General features: G+C 43.7%; 16 protein-coding genes. 12 read left to right on the forward strand and 4 right to left on the reverse strand.

Annotated elements, in window-relative coordinates; genetic code table 11:
- The first annotated feature begins 290 nt into the window (after positions 1–290).
- Together dnaK and dnaJ are read left to right on the forward strand one after the other, a co-directional pair.
- A complete protein-coding gene (gene dnaK / locus LDO51_RS10050; RefSeq protein ID WP_225574445.1) occupies positions 291–2,204 on the forward strand; it encodes a molecular chaperone DnaK in 1,914 nt (637 codons plus the stop codon).
- A 110-nt stretch (positions 2,205–2,314) separates the two neighbouring features.
- A complete protein-coding gene (dnaJ, locus tag LDO51_RS10055) occupies positions 2,315–3,463 on the forward strand; it encodes a molecular chaperone DnaJ (protein ID WP_225574446.1) in 1,149 nt (382 codons plus the stop codon).
- Positions 3,464–3,524: 61 nt separating this feature from the next.
- Here the strand turns inward: dnaJ and LDO51_RS10060 are convergent, their stop codons facing one another.
- Both LDO51_RS10060 and LDO51_RS10065 read right to left on the reverse strand, forming a co-directional pair.
- Positions 3,525–4,892, reverse strand: coding sequence for an amidohydrolase (locus tag LDO51_RS10060; RefSeq protein WP_423810976.1), 1,368 nt, complete (start codon positions 4,890–4,892; stop codon positions 3,525–3,527).
- A 137-nt stretch (positions 4,893–5,029) separates the two neighbouring features.
- Positions 5,030–5,878: an EamA family transporter gene (locus LDO51_RS10065; RefSeq protein ID WP_225574448.1), complete on the reverse strand. Its 849-nt coding sequence runs from the start codon at positions 5,876–5,878 to the stop codon at positions 5,030–5,032.
- A gap of 392 nt (positions 5,879–6,270) precedes the next feature.
- Between LDO51_RS10065 and nhaA the strand changes: the two genes are divergently transcribed.
- A complete protein-coding gene (gene nhaA / locus LDO51_RS10070) occupies positions 6,271–7,458 on the forward strand; it encodes a Na+/H+ antiporter NhaA (protein WP_225574449.1) in 1,188 nt (395 codons plus the stop codon).
- Positions 7,459–7,648: 190 nt separating this feature from the next.
- Entirely contained in the window at positions 7,649–8,572 is a 924-nt protein-coding gene (gene nhaR / locus LDO51_RS10075; protein WP_225577254.1) for a transcriptional activator NhaR, read from the forward strand.
- 82 nt (positions 8,573–8,654) lie between these two features.
- On the opposite strand, the gene rpsT is transcribed toward nhaR, so the two are convergent.
- Positions 8,655–8,915 carry a 30S ribosomal protein S20 gene (gene rpsT / locus LDO51_RS10080; RefSeq protein WP_036950300.1) on the reverse strand — a complete coding sequence of 87 codons (261 nt, stop codon included), beginning with the start codon at positions 8,913–8,915 and terminating at the stop codon, positions 8,655–8,657.
- A gap of 599 nt (positions 8,916–9,514) precedes the next feature.
- On the opposite strand from rpsT, the gene ribF reads away from it, so the two are divergent.
- The 6 genes from ribF (at position 9,515) to dapB (ending at position 16,348) form a co-directional block, all read left to right on the forward strand.
- Positions 9,515–10,453, forward strand: coding sequence for a bifunctional riboflavin kinase/FAD synthetase (gene ribF, locus LDO51_RS10085; RefSeq protein ID WP_225574450.1), 939 nt, complete (start codon positions 9,515–9,517; stop codon positions 10,451–10,453).
- A gap of 28 nt (positions 10,454–10,481) precedes the next feature.
- Positions 10,482–13,292 (forward strand): isoleucine--tRNA ligase, encoded by a 2,811-nt coding sequence (gene ileS / locus LDO51_RS10090; protein WP_225574451.1) that lies wholly within the window; start codon positions 10,482–10,484, stop codon positions 13,290–13,292.
- Positions 13,292–13,795, forward strand: a complete 504-nt coding sequence (gene lspA, locus LDO51_RS10095; RefSeq protein WP_225574452.1) for a signal peptidase II — start codon at positions 13,292–13,294, stop codon at positions 13,793–13,795. Before ileS ends, lspA begins: the two co-directional genes overlap by 1 nt.
- A 102-nt stretch (positions 13,796–13,897) precedes the next feature.
- A complete protein-coding gene (fkpB, locus tag LDO51_RS10100; protein WP_036950308.1) occupies positions 13,898–14,368 on the forward strand; it encodes an FKBP-type peptidyl-prolyl cis-trans isomerase in 471 nt (156 codons plus the stop codon).
- A complete protein-coding gene (gene ispH, locus LDO51_RS10105) occupies positions 14,349–15,302 on the forward strand; it encodes a 4-hydroxy-3-methylbut-2-enyl diphosphate reductase (RefSeq protein ID WP_225574453.1) in 954 nt (317 codons plus the stop codon). Before fkpB ends, ispH begins: the two co-directional genes overlap by 20 nt.
- 224 nt (positions 15,303–15,526) lie before the next feature.
- Complete coding sequence (gene dapB / locus LDO51_RS10110) at positions 15,527–16,348, forward strand: 4-hydroxy-tetrahydrodipicolinate reductase (protein ID WP_225574454.1); 822 nt, start codon at positions 15,527–15,529, stop codon at positions 16,346–16,348.
- 56 nt (positions 16,349–16,404) lie between these two features.
- Here dapB and LDO51_RS19445 read toward each other — a convergent pair whose 3' ends face one another.
- Complete coding sequence (locus LDO51_RS19445; protein WP_263869875.1) at positions 16,405–16,527, reverse strand: hypothetical protein; 123 nt, start codon at positions 16,525–16,527, stop codon at positions 16,405–16,407.
- A gap of 268 nt (positions 16,528–16,795) precedes the next feature.
- Between LDO51_RS19445 and carA the strand changes: the two genes are divergently transcribed.
- On the forward strand, positions 16,796–17,959 hold the full coding sequence (gene carA, locus LDO51_RS10115) for a glutamine-hydrolyzing carbamoyl-phosphate synthase small subunit (protein WP_225574455.1): 1,164 nt from the start codon (positions 16,796–16,798) through the stop codon (positions 17,957–17,959).
- A 14-nt stretch (positions 17,960–17,973) separates the two neighbouring features.
- Entirely contained in the window at positions 17,974–21,195 is a 3,222-nt protein-coding gene (gene carB / locus LDO51_RS10120) for a carbamoyl-phosphate synthase large subunit (RefSeq protein ID WP_225574456.1), read from the forward strand.
- Position 21,196 lies beyond the last annotated feature (1 nt).

Below are 21,196 nucleotides of genomic sequence, written 5' to 3' on the forward strand. Positions count from 1 at the left end.
GGGGGAGGCGCATAATACGCAGTTTTAATTGTCGAAACAATGATCAAGAGACGGGTTTTTTTGCATTAAATGTAAAACTTTTTTAGTTTTCCCCCTTGATGAATGAATTTGTGACCCCATCTTTAAGACATCAACAGTTATCAATCTAAATTATTGCGAATTGCAAAAAAAAATTAAGGTTGCAAAAAAAATTAAGGTTGAAGTAAAAACTCCCTTGAAAATGAAATATTGAGCCTTATATAGATTGATATCGAAATTAAATGAAAAGAATTCCTTTGGAGGCGTTTTAAATGGGTAAAATTATTGGTATCGATTTAGGTACAACTAACTCATGCGTTGCAATTATGGATGGCACTACTGCACGTGTTCTTGAGAACAGCGAGGGTGATAGAACTACTCCTTCCATCATTGCGTATACACAAGATGGTGAAATTTTAGTTGGTCAGCCAGCAAAACGTCAGGCTGTAACTAACCCAGAAAATACATTATTTGCGATCAAACGTTTGATCGGTCGTCGTTTCCAAGACGAAGAAGTTCAGCGCGACGTATCTATCATGCCATACAAAATTGTAGCGGCTGATAACGGTGATGCGTGGTTAGATGTGAAAGGCCAAAAAATGGCACCACCACAAGTTTCTGCTGAAGTGCTGAAAAAAATGAAGAAAACAGCGGAAGACTATCTGGGTGAACCAGTAACTGAAGCAGTTATCACTGTTCCAGCTTACTTTAACGATGCTCAGCGTCAAGCAACTAAAGATGCGGGTCGTATCGCTGGTTTAGAAGTAAAACGTATCATCAACGAACCAACAGCAGCAGCGCTGGCTTACGGTTTAGATAGAGAAGTTGGCAACCGTACTATCGCGGTTTACGACTTAGGTGGTGGTACATTCGACTTATCCATCATCGAAATCGATGAAGTTGATGGCGAAAAAACCTATGAAGTTCTGGCAACCAACGGTGACACTCACTTAGGTGGTGAAGACTTCGATACTCGTTTAATCAACTACTTAGTTGACGAGTTTAAGAAAGAGCAAGGTGTTGATCTGCGTAACGATCCACTGGCAATGCAACGTCTGAAAGAGTCTGCTGAAAAAGCAAAAATTGAGCTGTCTTCTGCTCAACAAACTGACGTTAACCTGCCATACATCACTGCGGATGCGACAGGTCCAAAACACATGAACATCAAAGTGACTCGTGCAAAACTGGAGTCACTGGTAGAAGATTTAGTTAAACGTTCTATGGAGCCAGTTAAAGTTGCTCTGCAAGACGCTGGTTTAAGCGTAGGTGACATCAACGACGTTATCTTAGTTGGTGGTCAGACTCGTATGCCAATGGTTCAGAAAGTTGTTGCTGATTTCTTTGGTAAAGAGCCACGTAAAGACGTGAACCCAGACGAAGCCGTTGCAATGGGTGCAGCAGTACAAGGTGGTGTATTAGCGGGTGATGTTAAAGACGTTCTGTTACTTGACGTAACTCCACTGTCTTTAGGTATCGAAACCATGGGTGGCGTGATGACTTCGTTAATTTCGAAGAACACCACAATCCCAACTAAACACAGCCAAGTGTTCTCTACTGCGGAAGATAACCAAGCAGCCGTGACCATTCACGTACTGCAAGGTGAGCGTAAACGTGCGAGTGATAACAAATCACTGGGTCAGTTTAACTTAGATGGTATTCAAGCTGCGCCACGCGGTATGCCACAAATCGAAGTGACTTTTGACATCGATGCGGATGGTATCCTGCACGTTTCTGCTAAAGACAAAAACAGCGGCCGTGAGCAAAACATCACCATTAAGGCGTCTTCTGGTCTGAACGACGAAGAAATCGAAAAAATGGTACGTGATGCAGAAGCTAACGCTGAAGCAGACCGTAAATTCGAAGAGTTAGTACAGACTCGTAACCAAGCTGACCAGCTGGTTCACGGTACTCGTAAACAAATCGAAGAAGCCGGTGACAAATTACCCGCTGAAGATAAAGCAAACATCGAAAAAGCGACATCTGAACTAGAAGCCGCAGCGAAAGGTGAAGATAAAGCAGATATCGAAGCGAAAATCCAAGCGCTGGTAACGGCATCTGCAAAACTTCTGGAAATTGCACAGCAACAAGCTCAAGCGGGCGCTGCGGGTGCAGGTGCAGAAGCGAAGAAAGATGACGATGTTGTTGACGCTGAATTCGAAGAAGTTAACGACAAAGACAAAAAATAAGGCCCTTAGCGGGCACAGTGACTATCGCAATAATGTTAAATAGTGACTGATACCGGACACGGGCGTCGAGGGAACTCTGCGCCCGTGTCTGCATGTTAAGGGAAAAATAAATGGCGAAAAGAGATTTTTATGAGGTTTTAGGCCTCGAAAAAAATGCTTCAGAAAAAGACATCAAGCGAGCGTACAAGCGCTTAGCAATGAAATACCATCCTGACCGCAATCAGGAAAACAAAGATGAATCTGAAGAGAAATTTAAAGAGATAAAAGAAGCTTACGAAGTCCTGTCCGATGAGCAAAAACGTGCCGCTTACGACCAATATGGTCATGCCGCGTTTGAACAAGGTGGTATGGGTGGCGGCGGTGGATTCGGCGGCTTTGGTGGCGGCGATTTCAACAGTGATATTTTTGGTGACATCTTCGGTGACATTTTTGGTGGCGGTCGTCGTCAACAGCGCCCAAGCCGTGGTTCTGATCTACAATACAACATGGAACTGACTCTTGAAGAAGCAGTCCGTGGAGTGACCAAAGAGATCCGTATCCCAACGCTCGAAAGCTGTGATGTGTGCCACGGTAGCGGTGCAAAACCAGGGACTAGCGCAGATACGTGCCAAACTTGTCACGGTATGGGCCAAGTACACATGCGCCAAGGTTTCTTCTCGGTACAACAGCCTTGCCCAACCTGTCATGGCCGTGGGAAAGTCATCAAAGACCCATGCAACAAATGTCATGGTCAAGGTCGCGTTGAGAAATACAAAACCTTATCCGTTAAGATCCCAGCAGGGGTTGATACGGGTGACCGCGTTCGTTTATCGGGTGAAGGTGAAGCCGGTGCGAATGGTGCACCAGCAGGGGATTTATTCGTTCAGATGCATGTTTTACCGCACGATATTTTTGAGCGTGATGGTAATAACTTACATTGCGAAGTGCCAATCAACTTTGCAGCAGCAGCACTGGGTGGCGAAATTGAAGTCCCAACCCTTGATGGTCGCGTTAAACTGAAAATTCCTGCGGAAACCCAAACGGGTAAAACATTCCGTATGAAAGGTAAGGGCGTGAAGTCAGTACGTGGTGGTATGCAAGGTGACTTAATGTGTCACATTGTTGTCGAAACCCCAGTCAAACTAAATGAGAAACAAAAAGAGTTACTCAAAGAGTTTGGTGAGTCATTAGGCGGCACCGGTGGGGAGAAAAATAGCCCACGTTCAAAACGCTTCTTAGATGGCGTGAAAAAATTCTTTGATGATTTAACCAATAAATAAGGGTTAATCTCTAAGTTAAGAATCATGGCTGATCCAGTGAAACACTGAATCAGCCATTTTTTTATTTCACTGTTTCACCGCTGGCTACCACGGTTTTACGAACTTGATCAGCAAATTGCAGAGCCTCTTTCACAATCGCATTCTCATCAACGGTGAGCACTTTGCGGTCTTCCATTAATAGATTTCCGTCCACAATGGTATGGCGCACATTGGAAGCATTCGCACCATAAACCAGTGCTGCATAAGGGCTATACATCGGTACCATATTTGGTGATTTTGTATCGACAACGATGATATCCGCTAATTTCCCCACTTCTAAAGAGCCTAGCTTATCTTCCATGTGAATGGCTTTCGCGGAGCCTTTGGTTGCTAATTCAACCACGGTAATTGGAGGCATTGCAGCTCTATCTTTATTTTCGAGCTTATGAATTTTACCCACTAAATTTAGCTCGTTCATGGTCGTTAAGGTATTGCTGGACATCGGGCCATCGGTTCCTAAACCCACACGAACCCCTTTCGCTAACATCGCAGTCACTGGAGCAACACCTTTGGCTGATTTGGTATTCGCACTGACATTATGTGCCACACCGACATCATACTGTTTGAGTAGGTCGATATCGTTTTCATCAACCATAATGGCATGAGCGGCAATCACGTTGTTATTCAGGGCACCGATATCCGCCATATATTGAACTGGGCTTTTTCCGCCAGTACGTTTAGCAATTTCCTCTTGTTCTCTGTCGGTTTCCGCTAAGTGGATCATCACTGGAACATTAAGTTCTTGAGAAAGCTTAGCGATTTTCTGTAGATGCTCAGTGGTGTTGGTATAAGGTGCGTGAGGAGCAAAAGCTGGCGTAATGCGAGGGTGGTCTTTGTATTGGTTGATAAAATTCACTGCATAAGCGATACCTTCATCTGCATTTTTAGCATCAGCAACCGGGAATTTGATCACAGATTCCCCAAGGATCGCTCGCATACCAATACTATCGACAGTTTTCGCAACCTCATCTTCGAAATAGTACATATCTACATAAGTCGTGACGCCGCCTTTGACCATCTCGACGTTAGCTAAGTTAGCGCCTACTCGCACCATCTCACGGGAAACCATCTTGCTCTCTAATGGGAAAATATAACGGTGTAAACGGTCGGGTACATCATCAGCAAGGGAACGAAATACGGTCATTGACGCGTGAGTATGGGTATTGATTAACCCAGGCATGACAATATCGCCATCAACATTTAGCTGTTTTTTGGCAGTATATTGCGTAGCAAGTTCAGGGCCACCAACTGCGATAATTTTATTTTTATCAATAACAACGGTCCCATTCTCAATAACTTGATTATTGGCATCCATGGTTAAAACGGTACCATCAACAATGATTAAATCCGCTGGAGTGGTGGCAAGTGCCGCGATAGGTGCTGCCATCATCGATATGGCAATGAGAGATCGGAGTAATGTCATTCTTACCTCATGACTCAATGAAAAATAGGGCTAAAAGTTATTGGTATCAAATATTATGGGTATCAAATATAGGATGTAAAACTCATATTCTAAGCACCACTATCTTAACTGGATAGTTTCGCCAGTAACACCCCAAGTAAGATGACAATACAGGCGAGAACTCGCATTCCATTGAATTTCTCTTTAAGGAATACAATGGAAAGAAACATAGCAAAAAGTACGCTAGTTTCACGAATAGCAGCAACGAGTACGATGGGGGCTTGGCTCATTGCCCAGATTGCGATGCCGTAACTAATGAGCTGCATTAACCCGCCAAGCAAGCCTGAGCGCCAATATTGCCTAAATCCGTGTAGTAGCGAACTTTTGTATTTCATCACTCCGGGGATAGCGAGTACTGCGCCATTTAATAAAAATAGCCATAGGGTATAAACAACGGGATCTTGGCTGGCTCTCGCACCATATCCATCCGAGAGGGTATAACAAGCCGTAAAAAAGGCGGTGCACAGTGCAAAAATAAGGGCTTTACCTTTGATGTTCAAAGAGAATTTTCGGCCAGCAAATGCAATGGCTACTACGCCTGAAATGATGAAAATAATCCCGACAAAACTCATAAGTGGTAAGGATTCATTGAATAAAACAATGCTTAATAACGCGGTGATTAAAGGGGCTGAGCCGCGAGAAATAGGGTAAATCTGGCTGAGATCGCCATGGTTATAAGCTTGGCTGAGAAAATAGATATAACCGATGTGAAATAATACTGACAACGCTAGCCATGGGACAGCATCGGGAGACGGTAGCCCAAACCAAAAGAGAGCTGGAATAGTTAAAATCCCAGAAAAAACGGCAATCATCACCAAACCAAAGAAGCGGTCATTACCAAATTTAACCAGAGCATTCCAACTTGCATGGCAAAACGCGGCAAATAGCACAGAAAGCAGAACGTAGAGAGACATAATATAGAGACAGTGATTGCCTAAGAGTGGCTCGAGTATCACATAAAGCGTCTTTTTTATGAAGCGGCACGCAAGAAAGAGAGGGTAGGGACTTTTATTTTTGCGAAGGGCTTCGAAAATAAAAAAATAAACGATTTTTTTGACTATCTGCAAAGGTCATTTTTCATTAATCTCTAAAAAAGTTGAATATTTAACGTGATTTATCCAGTAAATTTATTTTTGATTTTTAGAATAGTTGCCTATAGTTAAATTAACGATTTATTATCATTCGTTGTGATCTCAGTTGCTAAATATTCGGAAATTACGATCATTAATGGATAAATAAACGATTTTTTACGAATTAATGATTATCATAATATTAACATTCAAAAATATTTTTTGAGGTTATTCATATGACAGCAATTATTCGTAAATTTTTAAAGTTAGAAGCAGCAGGAGGGCTACTCCTAATTATTGCTGCCATTGTCGCTTTAATAATGGCTAATACGCCATTACAAGGAGCTTATCAGCAATTTTTAGATATTCCGGTAGCCATTAAAATCTCAACATTTGAATTAGATAAACCTCTGATTCTATGGATTAATGATTTCTTAATGGCCGTGTTTTTCCTGGTTGTTGGTTTAGAGGTAAAGCGCGAGTTATTAGAGGGATCTCTTGCGGGACGTGATAAAGCGATATTTCCAGCAATTGCGGCTGTGGGCGGAATGATTGCACCAGCGTTAGTTTACTTAGCGTTCAATGGTGCTGACGATATTACTCGTCAAGGTTGGGCTATCCCTGCTGCAACAGATATTGCGTTCGCGTTGGGTGTGATGGCGTTATTAGGTAAGCGTGTTCCTACGGAGCTCAAAGTATTTTTATTGGCATTAGCTATCATTGATGACCTTGGTGTCATTGTGATTATTGCCTTTTTCTACACTAGCTCAGTTTCTGTAATCGCATTGAGTTTAGCGGCACTGTGTGTGGCAATACTCTGTCTAATGAACTGGCGACGAGTTGAAAATACCGCAGCTTACTTGGTGATAGGCCTAGTCTTGTGGGTTTGTATTTTGAAATCAGGTGTTCATGCCACTCTGGCGGGAGTGATTGTTGGTTTCTTAATTCCATTAAGAGGGACTAATAATACAAAACCGTCGGAAGAATTAGAGCATGTGTTGCATCCTTGGGTTGTTTATCTCATATTGCCTATCTTTGCATTTGCAAATTCAGGCGTGCAGCTCAATGGTATCACCCTTGATGGCTTAATGAGCCCATTACCGCTTGGTGTTGCAGCGGGGTTGATACTGGGGAAACCTATCGGTATTTTCTTATTTAGTTGGATTTCGGTAAAAGTAGGGTTGGCTAAATTGCCAGCATCGATTAACTTGAAGCAAGTGTTTGCTGTTTCTGTGCTTTGTGGGATCGGTTTTACTATGTCTATTTTTATCACAGGCCTTGCTTTTGAAGGGCTTGATGAAGTGTATAGTACCTACTCGAGACTGGGTATTTTAATTGGTTCAACAACCGCTGCATTGTTAGGGTACTTTATGTTAAGGGTAGTGTTACCGAAACCAAAAGTTTCACACAGCGATGCAAAATAAACATAATAGACGTAATTATTAGTAAGAATTTTCGAGTTAATCTTCTATGATATGCCCGCGGTATGAGTTGCATACTGCGGGTATTTTAACTTATAACTCCCGATTACGGGGTACGGGTAAAGCGTATGGTCAGTATGTACTGAGGTCATTATGTACTGCGGTCATTATTGGCGATACAAAAGGAATCGATATGCGGGTTTCACATCTTAATTTTAACCACCTTTATTATTTCTGGCATGTTTGCAAAGAAGGCTCTGTTGTCGGTGCCGCTGAGGCTCTTTACCTGACTCCACAGACAATTACTGGGCAAATTAAAGCGCTTGAAGAACGGTTAGGTGGCAAATTATTTAAACGCCAAGGTCGAGGGCTAGTGCCTTCTGAACTGGGACAACTGATTTTTCGTTATGCTGACAAAATGTTTATGCTCAGCCAAGAAATGCTGGATATCGTCAACTATAGCCGAGAATCTAATCTGCTGTTTGATGTGGGTGTAGCTGACGCATTATCGAAACGTTTAGTCAGTCGTGTACTAGAAACGGCAGTTGTCGAACATGAGCAAATTCATTTACGTTGCTTTGAATCGACTCATGAGCTGTTACTGGAGCAATTAAGCCAGCACAAGTTGGACATGATTTTATCGGATTGCCCTGTGGACTCTTCACAGCAAGAGGGGCTGTTCTCTGTTAAATTAGGCGAATGCAGCGTCAGTTTTTTCTGCCGTCAGCCAGTACCGAAGAAACCATTCCCTGAATGTCTAGAAGAACGCAGGTTATTAATTCCGGGGCGTCGTTCGATGCTTGGCCGCCATTTATTAACATGGATCCGCAATAAAAACCTGCAAGTTGAAGTGCTTGGTGAATTTGATGATGCAGCATTAATGAAAGCATTCGGGATGTATCACAATGCCATTTTCGTGGCGCCATCTTTATATGCAAAAGATATTTTTTCCGATCATGAAGTGCAAGAAATTGGCCGCTTAGATAGCGTAAAAGAAGAGTATTACGTGATTTTTGCGGAAAGAATGATCCAGCACCCAGCGGTACAACGTGTCTGCAACAAAGATTTTTCTGAGTTATTTTCAGCGCCGTTCGATGGCTTAGAACAGAAAGTTTAGAGCGGAAAGTGGAAGTGTAAGGTAAGAAATTAGCAGACAAAAAAACCGGCCTAAGCCGGTTTTTTATAATCAAGAAGCGAAATTACATTGCTTTGATTTGAGCAACTAAGTTAGCTTTATGACGTGCTGCTTTGTTTTTGTGGATCAGGCCTTTGCTAGCGTGGCGATCAACAAGAGGTTGCATGTCATTGAATGCTTTCTGAGCTGCTTCTTTATCGCCTGCAGCGATAGCAAGGTAAACTTTCTTAATAAAAGTACGTACCATAGAGCGACGGCTAGCGTTGTGCTGGCGACGTTTCTCTGATTGAACGGCACGTTTCTTAGCTGATTTGATATTAGCCAAGGTCCAACTCCCAAATGTATTCTATTGAGGACAATTTAAAGGTCAAGGAATATGCCCTTTCGCCCTTCATTTGTCAATGGATTTGTGCAAATAAACATCGTGTACTTCGATGTCAATGCGTTGTGAATGGTGCAAGATTCTATCAGCAAATATCAGAAGAATACAGATCTTCGCGTGAAAAAAAGCATAATTGATAGAAGATATTTTAAATCATTTTTCAGAAAAAAATTTTTTAGTGATATCAAACGTTCGTCAAGATGAAATTACATTATAACTAGAGTGTTTTTTGTACACTTAGGTTGGTTATACAAAATGGATGATAAGAAAACTATAAAAATTAAATATTTTTAGAGATCTCAGCGTCAATTTGTTGTATTGATAATCTATTGGTTATCCAAACTTTTTTGATTTACTTATCGACAATGATCAGATTCAGCGGCGCGGTGTCGTGCAGAAAGATGCTTAGCAGTGTAAAATCATCTGATTAAATAGTGTAGTGATCAAAAAAATAGGGTTTAATGAAAGCTTTTACGAACTTAGGTTAACCTTATGCGTCGTACAAGGTATAATTCTGCAATTTCCTCGGTATTGAGCCAGTTATGGAGCTAATTCGCGGTATACAAAATATCCGGTCGTACCATCATGGTTGCGTACTGACTATTGGTAATTTTGATGGTGTTCATCGTGGGCACCAAGTATTACTTCAAAATTTGAAGCTCAAGGGTAAACAGTTAGGTTTACCAACTGTTGTGATGATATTTGAACCACAACCCCTTGAATTTTTTACGGGTGATAAGGCTCCTGCGCGTTTGACACGCCTAAGAGATAAAGTGAAGTATCTTGCTGATAGCGGGGTCGATTATCTATTATGTGTGGAATTTAACCAGCATTTTGCCTCATTAACGCCAGATGCTTTTGTGTCTGACTTATTAGTCGACAAACTCGGTGTGAAATACCTCGCCATTGGTGATGATTTCCGGTTCGGAAAAAATCGGATGGGGGATTTTTCTTTTTTACAGCAAGCCGGTCAAAAGTTTGGTTTTGAAGTCGCAGACACCGAAAGCTTTTGTGATTTAGGTGTGCGCGTCAGCAGCACGGCGATCCGTAAAGCGATACAAAACAATGATCTGACATTAGCTGAAAATTTATTAGGTCACACATACCGCATTAGTGGACGTGTAGTTCACGGTAATCAGCTAGGTCGTACGATAGGTTTTCCGACAGCAAACCTACCATTAAAACGTTTAGTCACACCGGTGACTGGCGTGTATGCTGTAGAAGTTCATGGTCTGGGCGATAAGCCTGTACCGGGCGTGGCAAACATTGGCACACGCCCAACGGTATCTGGAAAAGGTACCCAGTTAGAAGTCCATCTGATTGATGCACATATGGATTTATATGGGCGTCATATTGATGTTGTGTTACGTAAAAAATTACGTGACGAACAGCGGTTTGCTTCGTTGGACGCGCTGAAGGAGCAAATTGCTAATGATGTAGTTGCAGCCAGAGAATATCTCGCAGCAATTGGAATCAGATAATTTAGCGGAAAATTGGAACTGAGAATCGATGAGTGACTATAAAAATACCCTGAATCTACCAGAAACAGGGTTCCCAATGCGTGGCGATCTCGCTAAACGCGAACCACAGATGTTAGAGCGCTGGTACAAAGAAGGTTTGTATCAGGCAATCCGTAAAGCAAAATCGGGCAAGAAAACCTTTATTCTGCACGATGGTCCTCCGTATGCTAACGGTAGTATTCATATTGGTCACTCAGTAAACAAAATTCTCAAAGATATTATTATTAAATCCAAAGGGTTGGCGGGCTTTGATTCCCCATACATCCCTGGTTGGGATTGCCATGGCTTACCTATTGAACACAAAGTTGAACAAATCGTAGGTAAACCAGGGGAAAAAGTTTCCGCCGCTGAATTTCGTGCAAAATGCCGTGAATATGCCAAAGAGCAAATTGAAGGGCAAAAAGCTGATTTTATCCGTTTAGGCGTGTTGGGTGAGTGGGACAAACCTTACCTGACTATGGATTTTAAAACCGAAGCGAATATCATCCGTGCACTGGCGAAAACCGTTGCAAATGGTCACTTAGTGAAAGGTGCAAAACCTGTTCACTGGTGTACAGCATGTGGTTCTTCATTAGCTGAAGCGGAAGTTGAGTATTACGACAAAACATCTCCATCTATCTACGTTCGCTTCCCTGCGGTAGATAGCAAAGCCGTTTGCGAAAAGTTTGGTGTTGCTAGCGATAAAACACCATCTTTAGTGATCTGGACGACAACACCTTGGACTCTACCCGCTAACCGTGCAATCTCTCTGAACCCAGAGTTCAAATACTCTCTGGTGGATGCGAATGGCGATTTAGTCATTCTGGCAACTGACCTAGTTGAAGAAGTCATGAAGACTGTTGGTGTTGAGTCATGGACAGTATTAGGCGAGTGTGAAGGTAGCGCATTAGAGTTACTTCGTTTCGCTCATCCATTTATGGGCTTTGATGTCCCTGCAATTTTAGGCGACCACGTCACCTTAGATGCGGGTACTGGTGCGGTACATACAGCGCCAGGTCATGGTCCTGAAGACTATGTTGTTGGACAAAAATATGGTTTAGAAACGGCGAACCCAGTAGGGCCAGATGGCTGCTTCTTACCAAATACCTACCCAACATTAGACGGTTTATTTATTTTCAAAGCTAACGATGTGGTGCTGGAAATTTTAAATGAGAAAGGCTTACTGATGTACAAAAAAGCTATCTCTCACAGCTATCCATGTTGCTGGCGCCATAAAACCCCAGTTATTTTCCGTGCGACACCACAATGGTTTATCGGCATGGATAAAAACGGCCTGCGGAAACAATCTCTGAAAGAGATCGACATTGTTCAGTGGATCCCTGGCTGGGGTCGTGCACGTATCGAGTCAATGGTTGAAAACCGTCCTGACTGGTGTATTTCACGTCAACGTACTTGGGGTACCCCAATGTCGTTATTCGTGCACAAAGAGACTGAAGAACTGCATCCGCGTACTTTAGAGCTGATGGAAGAAGTCGCTAAGCGCGTTGAAGTTGATGGTATCCAAGCATGGTGGGATTTAGACCCTGCTGAATTGCTGGGCGCTGATGCTGAAACTTATCGTAAAGTACCAGACACATTAGACGTTTGGTTCGATTCAGGATCCACCCACTTTGCTGTCGTTGACGCCCGTCCTGAATTCCATGGTAACTCTGCGGATATGTATCTGGAAGGTTCTGACCAACATCGTGGTTGGTTCATGTCTTCTCTGATGCTGTCTACTGCGATGAAAGGCAAAGCACCTTACCGCCAAGTTCTGACCCACGGTTTTACCGTTGATGGTCAAGGTCGTAAGATGTCTAAATCGTTAGGTAATACAGTTAGTCCGCAAGATGTGATGAACAAGCTGGGTGCAGATATCCTGCGTCTATGGGTGGCATCAACCGACTATACGGGCGAAATCGCGGTATCTGATGAAATTTTAAAACGTGCAGCGGACTCTTATCGTCGTATCCGTAATACCGCGCGTTTCTTACTGGCCAACTTAAATGGTTTCAATCCAGAAACCGATATGGTGAAACCAGAAGATATGGTGGTGTTAGATCGCTGGGCAGTTGGTCGTGCATTAGAAGCACAAAAAGAGATTGCGAAAGCGTACGATGAGTATGATTTCTTAGGTGTTATCCAACGCTTAATGCATTTCTGCTCTATCGAAATGGGCTCGTTCTATCTGGATATTATCAAAGACCGCCAGTACACAGCGAAAAGTGATAGCGTTGCGCGTCGTAGTTGCCAAACTGCACTGTTCCATATCGTGGAAGCGTTGGTTCGTTGGATTGCACCTGTTCTGTCCTTCACCTCGGATGAAATTTGGAACGAATTACCGGGTAAACGTTCTCAGTTTGTTCTGACTGAAGAGTGGTATAACGGCTTATTTGGTTTAGACGAATCAGAAGCGATGAATGATAGTTTCTGGGCTGATCTGTTAGCTGTACGTGGCGAAGTGAACAAAGTTCTGGAGCAAGCGCGTACAGATAAGCACATTGGTGGCTCGTTAGAAGCTGCGGTAACTTTATATGCAGATAGCGCATTAGCCGCTAAGTTAAACAGCTTAGGCGATGAGTTGCGTTTTGCGCTGTTAACCTCTCAAGCGAGTGTGGCTGATATTGCAACGGCTCCAGCGGATGCTCAAGACAGTGAACTGAAAGGCCTGAAAATTGCCTTCAGTAAAGCGGCTGGGGAAAAATGCCCTCGTTGCTGGCATTATGCAAGTGATATTGGTGCAGTGGCAGAACAACCTGAAATCTGTGGTCGCTGTGTGACTAACGTAGCCGGAAACGGTGAATTACGTAAGTTTGCTTAATGAAGACACCTATTTGCTCTACTGGTTTGCGTTGGCTGTGGCTGACGGTTGTGATTATCGTTGCAGATTTAGCAATTAAGCAATTGGTCTTAAAAGAGCTGACTCTGTACGAACCACACCCTTTAATTCCGTACTTTAACCTTATGTACGCTCAAAACTTTGGTGCGGCATTTAGTTTTCTGGCGGATGAAGGCGGCTGGCAGCGCTGGTTCTTTGCTGGAATAGCTATTGCCATCTCCATTACGTTAATGGTGATGATGTATCGCCAAAGCGTGAAAAAACGCCTGAGCAATATTGCTTATGCGTTAATTATTGGTGGTGCGATCGGTAATTTATTTGACCGTTTAGTGCATGGCTTTGTAGTTGACTACATTGATTTTTATGTTGGAAACTGGCACTGGCCGACCTTCAACTTGGCGGATATGGCCATTTGTATCGGTGCGGCATTGGTGATTTTTGAAGGCTTTTTGCCGGATAAACCCAAACAGCAAGATACTAAATAGAACAGATAGCGCGATAGGTTGATAAAACCCAATATTGCATATTAATCATCTCAGCCCGACGATAGTCGGGCTGAACTTTATGATAAAAAACAGGTTTAGATTATGTCTACTCAAATACAGGCGCAGAGTTCTGTTTTACTGCATTTCACTCTGAAATTAGAAGATGGCTCCACGGCGGATTCTTCTCACGCACAAGGAAAGCCTGCGTTGTTTGCTCTCGGAAATGATTCACTGTCGCCAGAATTAGAAGCACAACTTATTGGGCTATCTGAAGGTGAAAAGAAAACATTTTCCTTAGCAGGGGATACGGTATTCGGGAAACATAATCCAGACTTAGTGCAATACTTTTCATTGCGTGATTTTATGGAAACAGGGATCCCTGAAATTGGCACCATCATGCTGTTTACGGGCATGAATGGGAGCGAAATGCCGGGCGTCGTGAAAGCTATCGAAGGGGAATCAATTACCGTTGATTTTAACCATCCTCTTGCTGAGCAACAAATTACCTTTGAAATTGAAGTGCTAGAAATAGACCCACAATTGGAGAGTCACCATGCAAATATTAATGGCTAATCCTCGTGGATTTTGTGCGGGTGTTGACCGTGCAATCAGTATTGTTGAACGCGCTTTAGAAATTTATGGCGCTCCGATTTATGTTCGCCATGAAGTGGTGCACAACCGCTATGTGGTTGATGATTTACGTCAGCGTGGCGCTATCTTCATTGAAGAAATCTCTGAAGTTCCTGATGGCTCTATTTTAATTTTTTCAGCCCATGGCGTTTCACAAGCCATTCGCCAAGAAGCCCGTTCCCGCGATTTAACCATGCTATTTGATGCCACCTGCCCATTAGTGACCAAAGTACATATGGAAGTGGCTCGTGCAAGCCGTAAAGGTAAAGAAGCGATTTTAATCGGTCACGCAGGGCACCCTGAAGTTGAAGGGACAATGGGGCAATACAACAATCCTGAAGGGGGAATGTATCTTGTTGAAAGCCCAGAAGACGTTTGGAATCTACAGGTAAAAGATGAAAACAACCTGAGTTTTATGACGCAAACGACGCTTTCAGTGGATGATACCTCCGATGTGATTGATGCACTCACTCGTCGATTCCCAAATATTGTGGGACCTCGTAAAGACGATATTTGCTATGCAACGACGAACCGCCAAGAAGCCGCGCGTGAGTTAGCGGAGAAAGCCGATATCGTGTTAGTCGTCGGTTCGAAAAATTCGTCAAACTCAAACCGTTTAGCTGAATTAGCTTCTCGGATGGGGAAAGCCGCATTTCTGATTGATGGCGCTGAAGATATTCAAACCAATTGGTTAAAAGATAAGAAAATTATCGGATTAACTGCAGGGGCATCCGCGCCGGATATTTTAGTCCGCCAAGTGATTGATAGGCTTAAAGAGTTGGGCGCAGACTCCGTGGTTGAACTACAAGGACGAGAAGAGAATATCGTTTTTGAAGTACCAAAAGAGTTGCGTGTGGACGTTAAAGAGATCAACTAACACATTGATTTTATTATTATAGTAGCGGCTGGTTTAGCCGCTGCTATTTTTTGTTTTTTCAGCATTCCATTCTATCTCAATACAATTTTTTCTGATAATCATCCCCCTCTCTACGGTTTTATTAATATCCCCAGATTAGTGCTGGCGTCCCGATTCAAGTTTCTTTAAGGTATAACCAAGATTTTATTTTGGTTTTCGCCTCAATATTTACGAAAGGATCAAAAATGGCAGATTCAACTGTACGCGTTGCAATTGTCGGTGCGGGTGGGCGCATGGGACGCCAATTAATTCAAGCAGCACAAGAACAAGACGGAATTCAACTTGGCGCAGCCATTGAACGTGAAGGCTCTTCGCTTCTTGGCACTGATGCGGGTGAACTGGCGGGAATAGGGAAAATTGGTGTGAAAGTCGTTGGTCACTTAGATTCTGTCGTTAATGATTTTGATGTACTGATTGATTTCACTCGTCCTGAAGGCACCTTGCAATACTTAGCGTTCTGTCAATCTCACCAAAAAGGCATGGTTATTGGAACCACTGGATTTGATGAGCAAGGAAAATTGGCTATTGCGGAAGCTGCAAAATCTATCCCAATTGTCTTCGCTGCCAACTTTAGCGTTGGTGTGAATCTGGTGCTGAAATTACTGGAAAAAGCGGCGAAAGTGATGGGAGATTACACCGATATTGAAATTATTGAAGCGCATCATCGTCATAAAGTGGATGCACCTTCAGGCACTGCGCTGGCGATGGGAGAATCTATCGCGGATGCATTAGGCAAAGATCTGAAAGAGTGCGCGGTGTATGCACGAGAAGGCTATACCGGAGAGCGTGAACCGGGCACGATTGGTTTTGCTACGGTACGTGCTGGCGATATTGTTGGTGAGCACACTGCGATGTTTGCTGATATTGGCGAGCGTGTAGAGATAAGCCACAAAGCTTCCAGCCGTATGACCTTTGCAAAAGGTGCAATAAAAGCATCATCTTGGGTTAATGGTAAAAAATATGGGTTATATAATATGAAAGACGTCCTTAACCTTGATGATTTATAGTTTTATTTAAATAATTTCTTGTTTAAAATCAGGTGGCTTCAAATGAAGTCTCTGATTTATTTGTCTGTTTTTTGAAAATTATATTCAAATTGTTTTTTATTGTCATTTTCTTGGTGTTTTTTCTCTTTTTTATTCAAAAATTGCACTTTGTATCCTGCCTTGTCTGCGCTATTATCCATTTTGCACTTTTCTTCGCTATTAACCGTTTGCGTTTTTAACTATGAATAGATATTTCATTAGTCTGCTATAGAAAAAATAGGTAAGAATGCAAAAAAGTAAGCTAAAAGTGAAAAAAATGCATTTTTTTCTAGACAAGACTCTATCCCATCATTAGAATGCGCGCAATTTGCCAAAAATTTGCTTAAAAACTCATTTTGGCATTGATTTAGATCGCAAAATCTGAATTAATATGCAAAAAATATGATTGATTATTCTCCGGAGGATGTTTTGATTAAGTCAGCTATATTGGTTCTGGAAGACGGAACCCAATTCCACGGGCGCGCCATTGGTGCTGAAGGGGCCGCTATTGGAGAAGTCGTTTTCAATACTTCAATGACCGGATATCAAGAAATAATTACTGACCCTTCCTATTCCCGCCAAATTGTTACTCTCACTTATCCCCATATTGGTAATGTCGGCACTAATGCTGATGACGAAGAATCTCCAAACGTACACGCTCAAGGCCTTATCATTCGCGACTTACCATTAATCTACAGTAACTTTCGTGGTCAGGAAGGCTTGTCTGAATATCTGAAACGTCACAATGTGGTGGCTATCGCCGATATCGACACACGTAAATTAACCCGCCTGCTAAGAGAAAAAGGCGCACAAAACGGTTGTATCATCGCAGGGGATAACCCAGATGCAGCGCTGGCTTTAGAAAAGGCACGCAGCTTCTCAGGTTTAAATGGCTTAGATTTAGCAAAAGAAGTTTGTACCAAAGAGATTTACAGCTGGACTCAACGCTCTTGGAACTTAGAAGAAGGGCAACCAACAGCAAGCAAAGAAGATGAGCTGCCATTACACGTCGTTGCTTACGATTTTGGCGCAAAGCGCAATATTCTGCGTATGTTAGTTGACCGCGGTTGCCGCTTAACCGTGGTGCCAGCAACAACACCAGCAGAAACGGTATTAGCGATGAACCCAGATGGAATTTTCTTATCAAACGGTCCTGGTGACCCAGCCCCTTGTGACTATGCTATCAATGCCATCCAAGAATTCTTAAAAACTGAGATTCCAGTATTTGGTATCTGCTTGGGGCACCAATTGCTGGCATTAGCAAGCGGCGCCAATACTGTGAAGATGAAGTTTGGTCACCATGGTGCTAACCACCCAGTTAAAGATTTAGACAAAGACGTGGTGATGATCACGGCTCAAAACCACGGTTTTGCGGTTGATGAATCTACACTACCCGACACATTGCGTGTGACACACAAATCGCTGTTTGATGGCACTTTACAAGGTATCCATCGCACAGACAAACCTGCATTCAGTTTCCAAGGTCACCCAGAAGCCAGTTCTGGTCCTCATGATGCTGCAGGTCTTTTTGACCACTTTATTGATTTAATCAACGAATACCGTCAAAACACACCACGTTCAAACGCAAAATAATCGGGAGCAAGAAAATGGCAAAACGTACAGATATTAAAAGCATTCTGATCCTCGGTGCGGGCCCGATTGTTATCGGCCAAGCGTGTGAGTTTGACTATTCAGGTGCGCAAGCATGTAAAGCACTGAGAGAAGAAGGCTACCGCGTTATTCTGGTGAACTCGAACCCAGCGACTATCATGACTGACCCTGAAATGGCAGATGCAACTTACATTGAACCAATTCACTGGGAAGTGGTACGTAAAATCATTGAAAAAGAGCGCCCAGATGCAGTATTACCCACCATGGGTGGACAAACCGCGCTGAACTGCGCCCTTGAACTTGAACGTCAAGGTGTACTCGCTGAATTTGGCGTGACTATGATTGGTGCGACTGCGGACGCGATTGATAAAGCAGAAGACCGTCAACGCTTTGATAAAGCAATGAAAAAAATCGGTTTAGGCACGGCGCGTTCAGGTATCGCACACACCATGGAAGAAGCCAACGCCGTTGCTGATGATGTTGGTTTCCCGTGTATTATTCGTCCATCTTTCACCATGGGTGGTTCCGGTGGCGGTATCGCGTATAACCGTGAAGAATTTGAAGAAATCTGTACTCGTGGTTTAGATTTATCCCCAACTAACGAACTGTTAATCGATGAGTCGTTAATTGGTTGGAAAGAGTACGAAATGGAAGTGGTCCGCGATAAGAAAGATAACTGTATTATCGTCTGCTCCATTGAAAACTTCGACGCAATGGGAATTCATACCGGTGACTCCATCACTGTCGCCCCTGCGCAAACGCTGACGGATAAAGAATACCAAATCATGCGTGATGCCTCGATGGCAGTACTGCGTGAAATCGGTGTTGAAACCGGGGGCTCTAACGTTCAGTTCGCGGTTAACCCGAAAGATGGCCGCTTAATCGTTATCGAGATGAACCCGCGTGTTTCTCGCTCATCCGCACTCGCGTCAAAAGCAACGGGCTTCCCAATTGCTAAAATCGCTGCCAAATTAGCGGTCGGTTATACTCTCGATGAGCTGATGAATGACATCACAGGCGGTCGTACCCCTGCGTCATTTGAGCCGTCAATCGACTATGTTGTGACCAAAATACCTCGCTTTAACTTCGAAAAATTTGCGGGAAGCAATGACCGTCTGACCACCCAAATGAAATCAGTGGGTGAGGTGATGGCTATCGGTCGCACATTCCAAGAATCTATGCAAAAAGCACTGCGTGGTCTGGAAGTGGGCGCAACGGGCTTCGACCCGAAAGTGAGCCAGGATGACCCAGAATCGTTAACTCGCATTCGCCGTGAGCTGAAAGATGCTGGCTCTGACCGTATTTGGTACATCGCCGATGCATTCCGCGCAGGCTTATCGGTAGACGGTATCTTCAACCTGACTAATATTGACCGCTGGTTCTTAGTGCAAATTGAAGAACTGGTGCGCTTAGAAAACGAAGTGGCAGAGTTAGGTATCAACGGTCTGACTAAAGATTTCTTACGCCAACTGAAGCGCAAAGGTTTTGCAGATGCGCGTCTGGCAAGTTTAGTGGGCGTGTCTGAAGCGGAATTACGTAAATTACGCCAAGGTTATGATTTACATCCAGTTTATAAGCGTGTAGATACTTGTGCGGCAGAGTTTGCGACCGACACGGCATATATGTACTCCACTTATGAAGATGAATGCGAATCGAATCCGAACAACGATAAGCCAAAAATTATGGTATTAGGTGGCGGTCCAAACCGTATCGGACAAGGTATCGAATTTGACTACTGCTGCGTACACGCCTCATTAGCGCTGCGTGAAGATGGTTATGAAACCATCATGGTCAACTGTAACCCAGAAACCGTTTCAACAGACTATGATACCTCTGACCGCCTCTATTTCGAGCCAGTGACACTGGAGGATGTATTAGAAATCGTCCGCATCGAACAGCCGAAAGGGGTGATTGTTCAGTACGGCGGTCAAACCCCACTGAAATTAGCGCGTGCATTAGAAGCTGCGGGTGTACCGGTTATTGGTACTAGCCCTGATGCGATTGACCGTGCAGAAGACCGTGAGCGTTTCCAGCAAGCCGTTAACCGCTTAAACCTGAAGCAACCACAAAATGCGACCGTAGCAACTATCGAGCAAGCTGTTGAAAAAGCGGCAGGCATCGGTTACCCGCTGGTGGTTCGTCCATCTTATGTACTGGGCGGTCGTGCGATGGAAATCGTCTATGACGAAATCGACCTGCGTCGCTACTTCCAAACGGCGGTGAGTGTGTCTAACGATGCGCCAGTCTTATTAGACCGCTTCCTTGATGATGCGATTGAAGTTGACGTAGATGCAATCTGCGACGGCGAAATGGTGCTGATTGGCGGTATTATGGAGCACATTGAGCAAGCGGGTGTTCACTCTGGTGACTCAGCATGCTCACTGCCAGCTTACACATTAAGCCAAGAAATTCAGGATGTGATGCGTGAACAAGTGCGCAGCCTGGCATTTGAATTGCGCGTTCGCGGTCTGATGAACGTCCAGTTCGCGGTGAAGAACAATGAAGTGTACTTGATTGAAGTGAACCCGCGTGCAGCAAGAACGGTGCCGTTTGTTTCTAAAGCAACAGGCGTACCACTAGCGAAAGTTGCCGCGCGTGTTATGGCGGGTCAAACACTGACTCAGCAAGGTGTGACTGAAGAAATCATTCCGCCTTACTACTCAGTCAAAGAAGTGGTTCTGCCATTCAACAAGTTCCAAGGTGTTGACCCAATCCTCGGGCCAGAAATGCGCTCAACGGGTGAAGTGATGGGTGTTGGTCGCACATTTGCTGAAGCATTTGCTAAAGCGATGTTAGGCAGTAACTCAACCATGAAGAAATCCGGTCGCGCACTGTTGTCTGTTCGTGAAGGTGATAAAACGAAAGTTGTTGATTTAGCAGCGAAACTGCTGAAACACGGTTTTGAGTTAGACGCAACTCACGGAACGGCGATTGTCCTGGGTGAAGCGGGTATCAACCCTCGTCTAGTGAACAAGGTTCACGAAGGTCGCCCACACATTCAAGACCGTATTAAGAATGGTGAGTATAACTACATCGTGAATACCACGGCGGGTCGCCAAGCGATTGAAGATTCAAAACTCATTCGTGGCAGCGCACTGCGTTACAAAGTTCACTATGATACAACCCTCAACGGTGGCTTTGCGACGGCGTTATCTCTGAGCGCAGACCCAACGGATAAAGTGATTTCTGTACAAGAGATGCACGCATTAATTAAATAAT

Origin of the sequence: Providencia alcalifaciens (genome assembly GCF_020271745.1) — a bacterium.
GTDB lineage: Bacteria > Pseudomonadota > Gammaproteobacteria > Enterobacterales > Enterobacteriaceae > Providencia > Providencia alcalifaciens_B.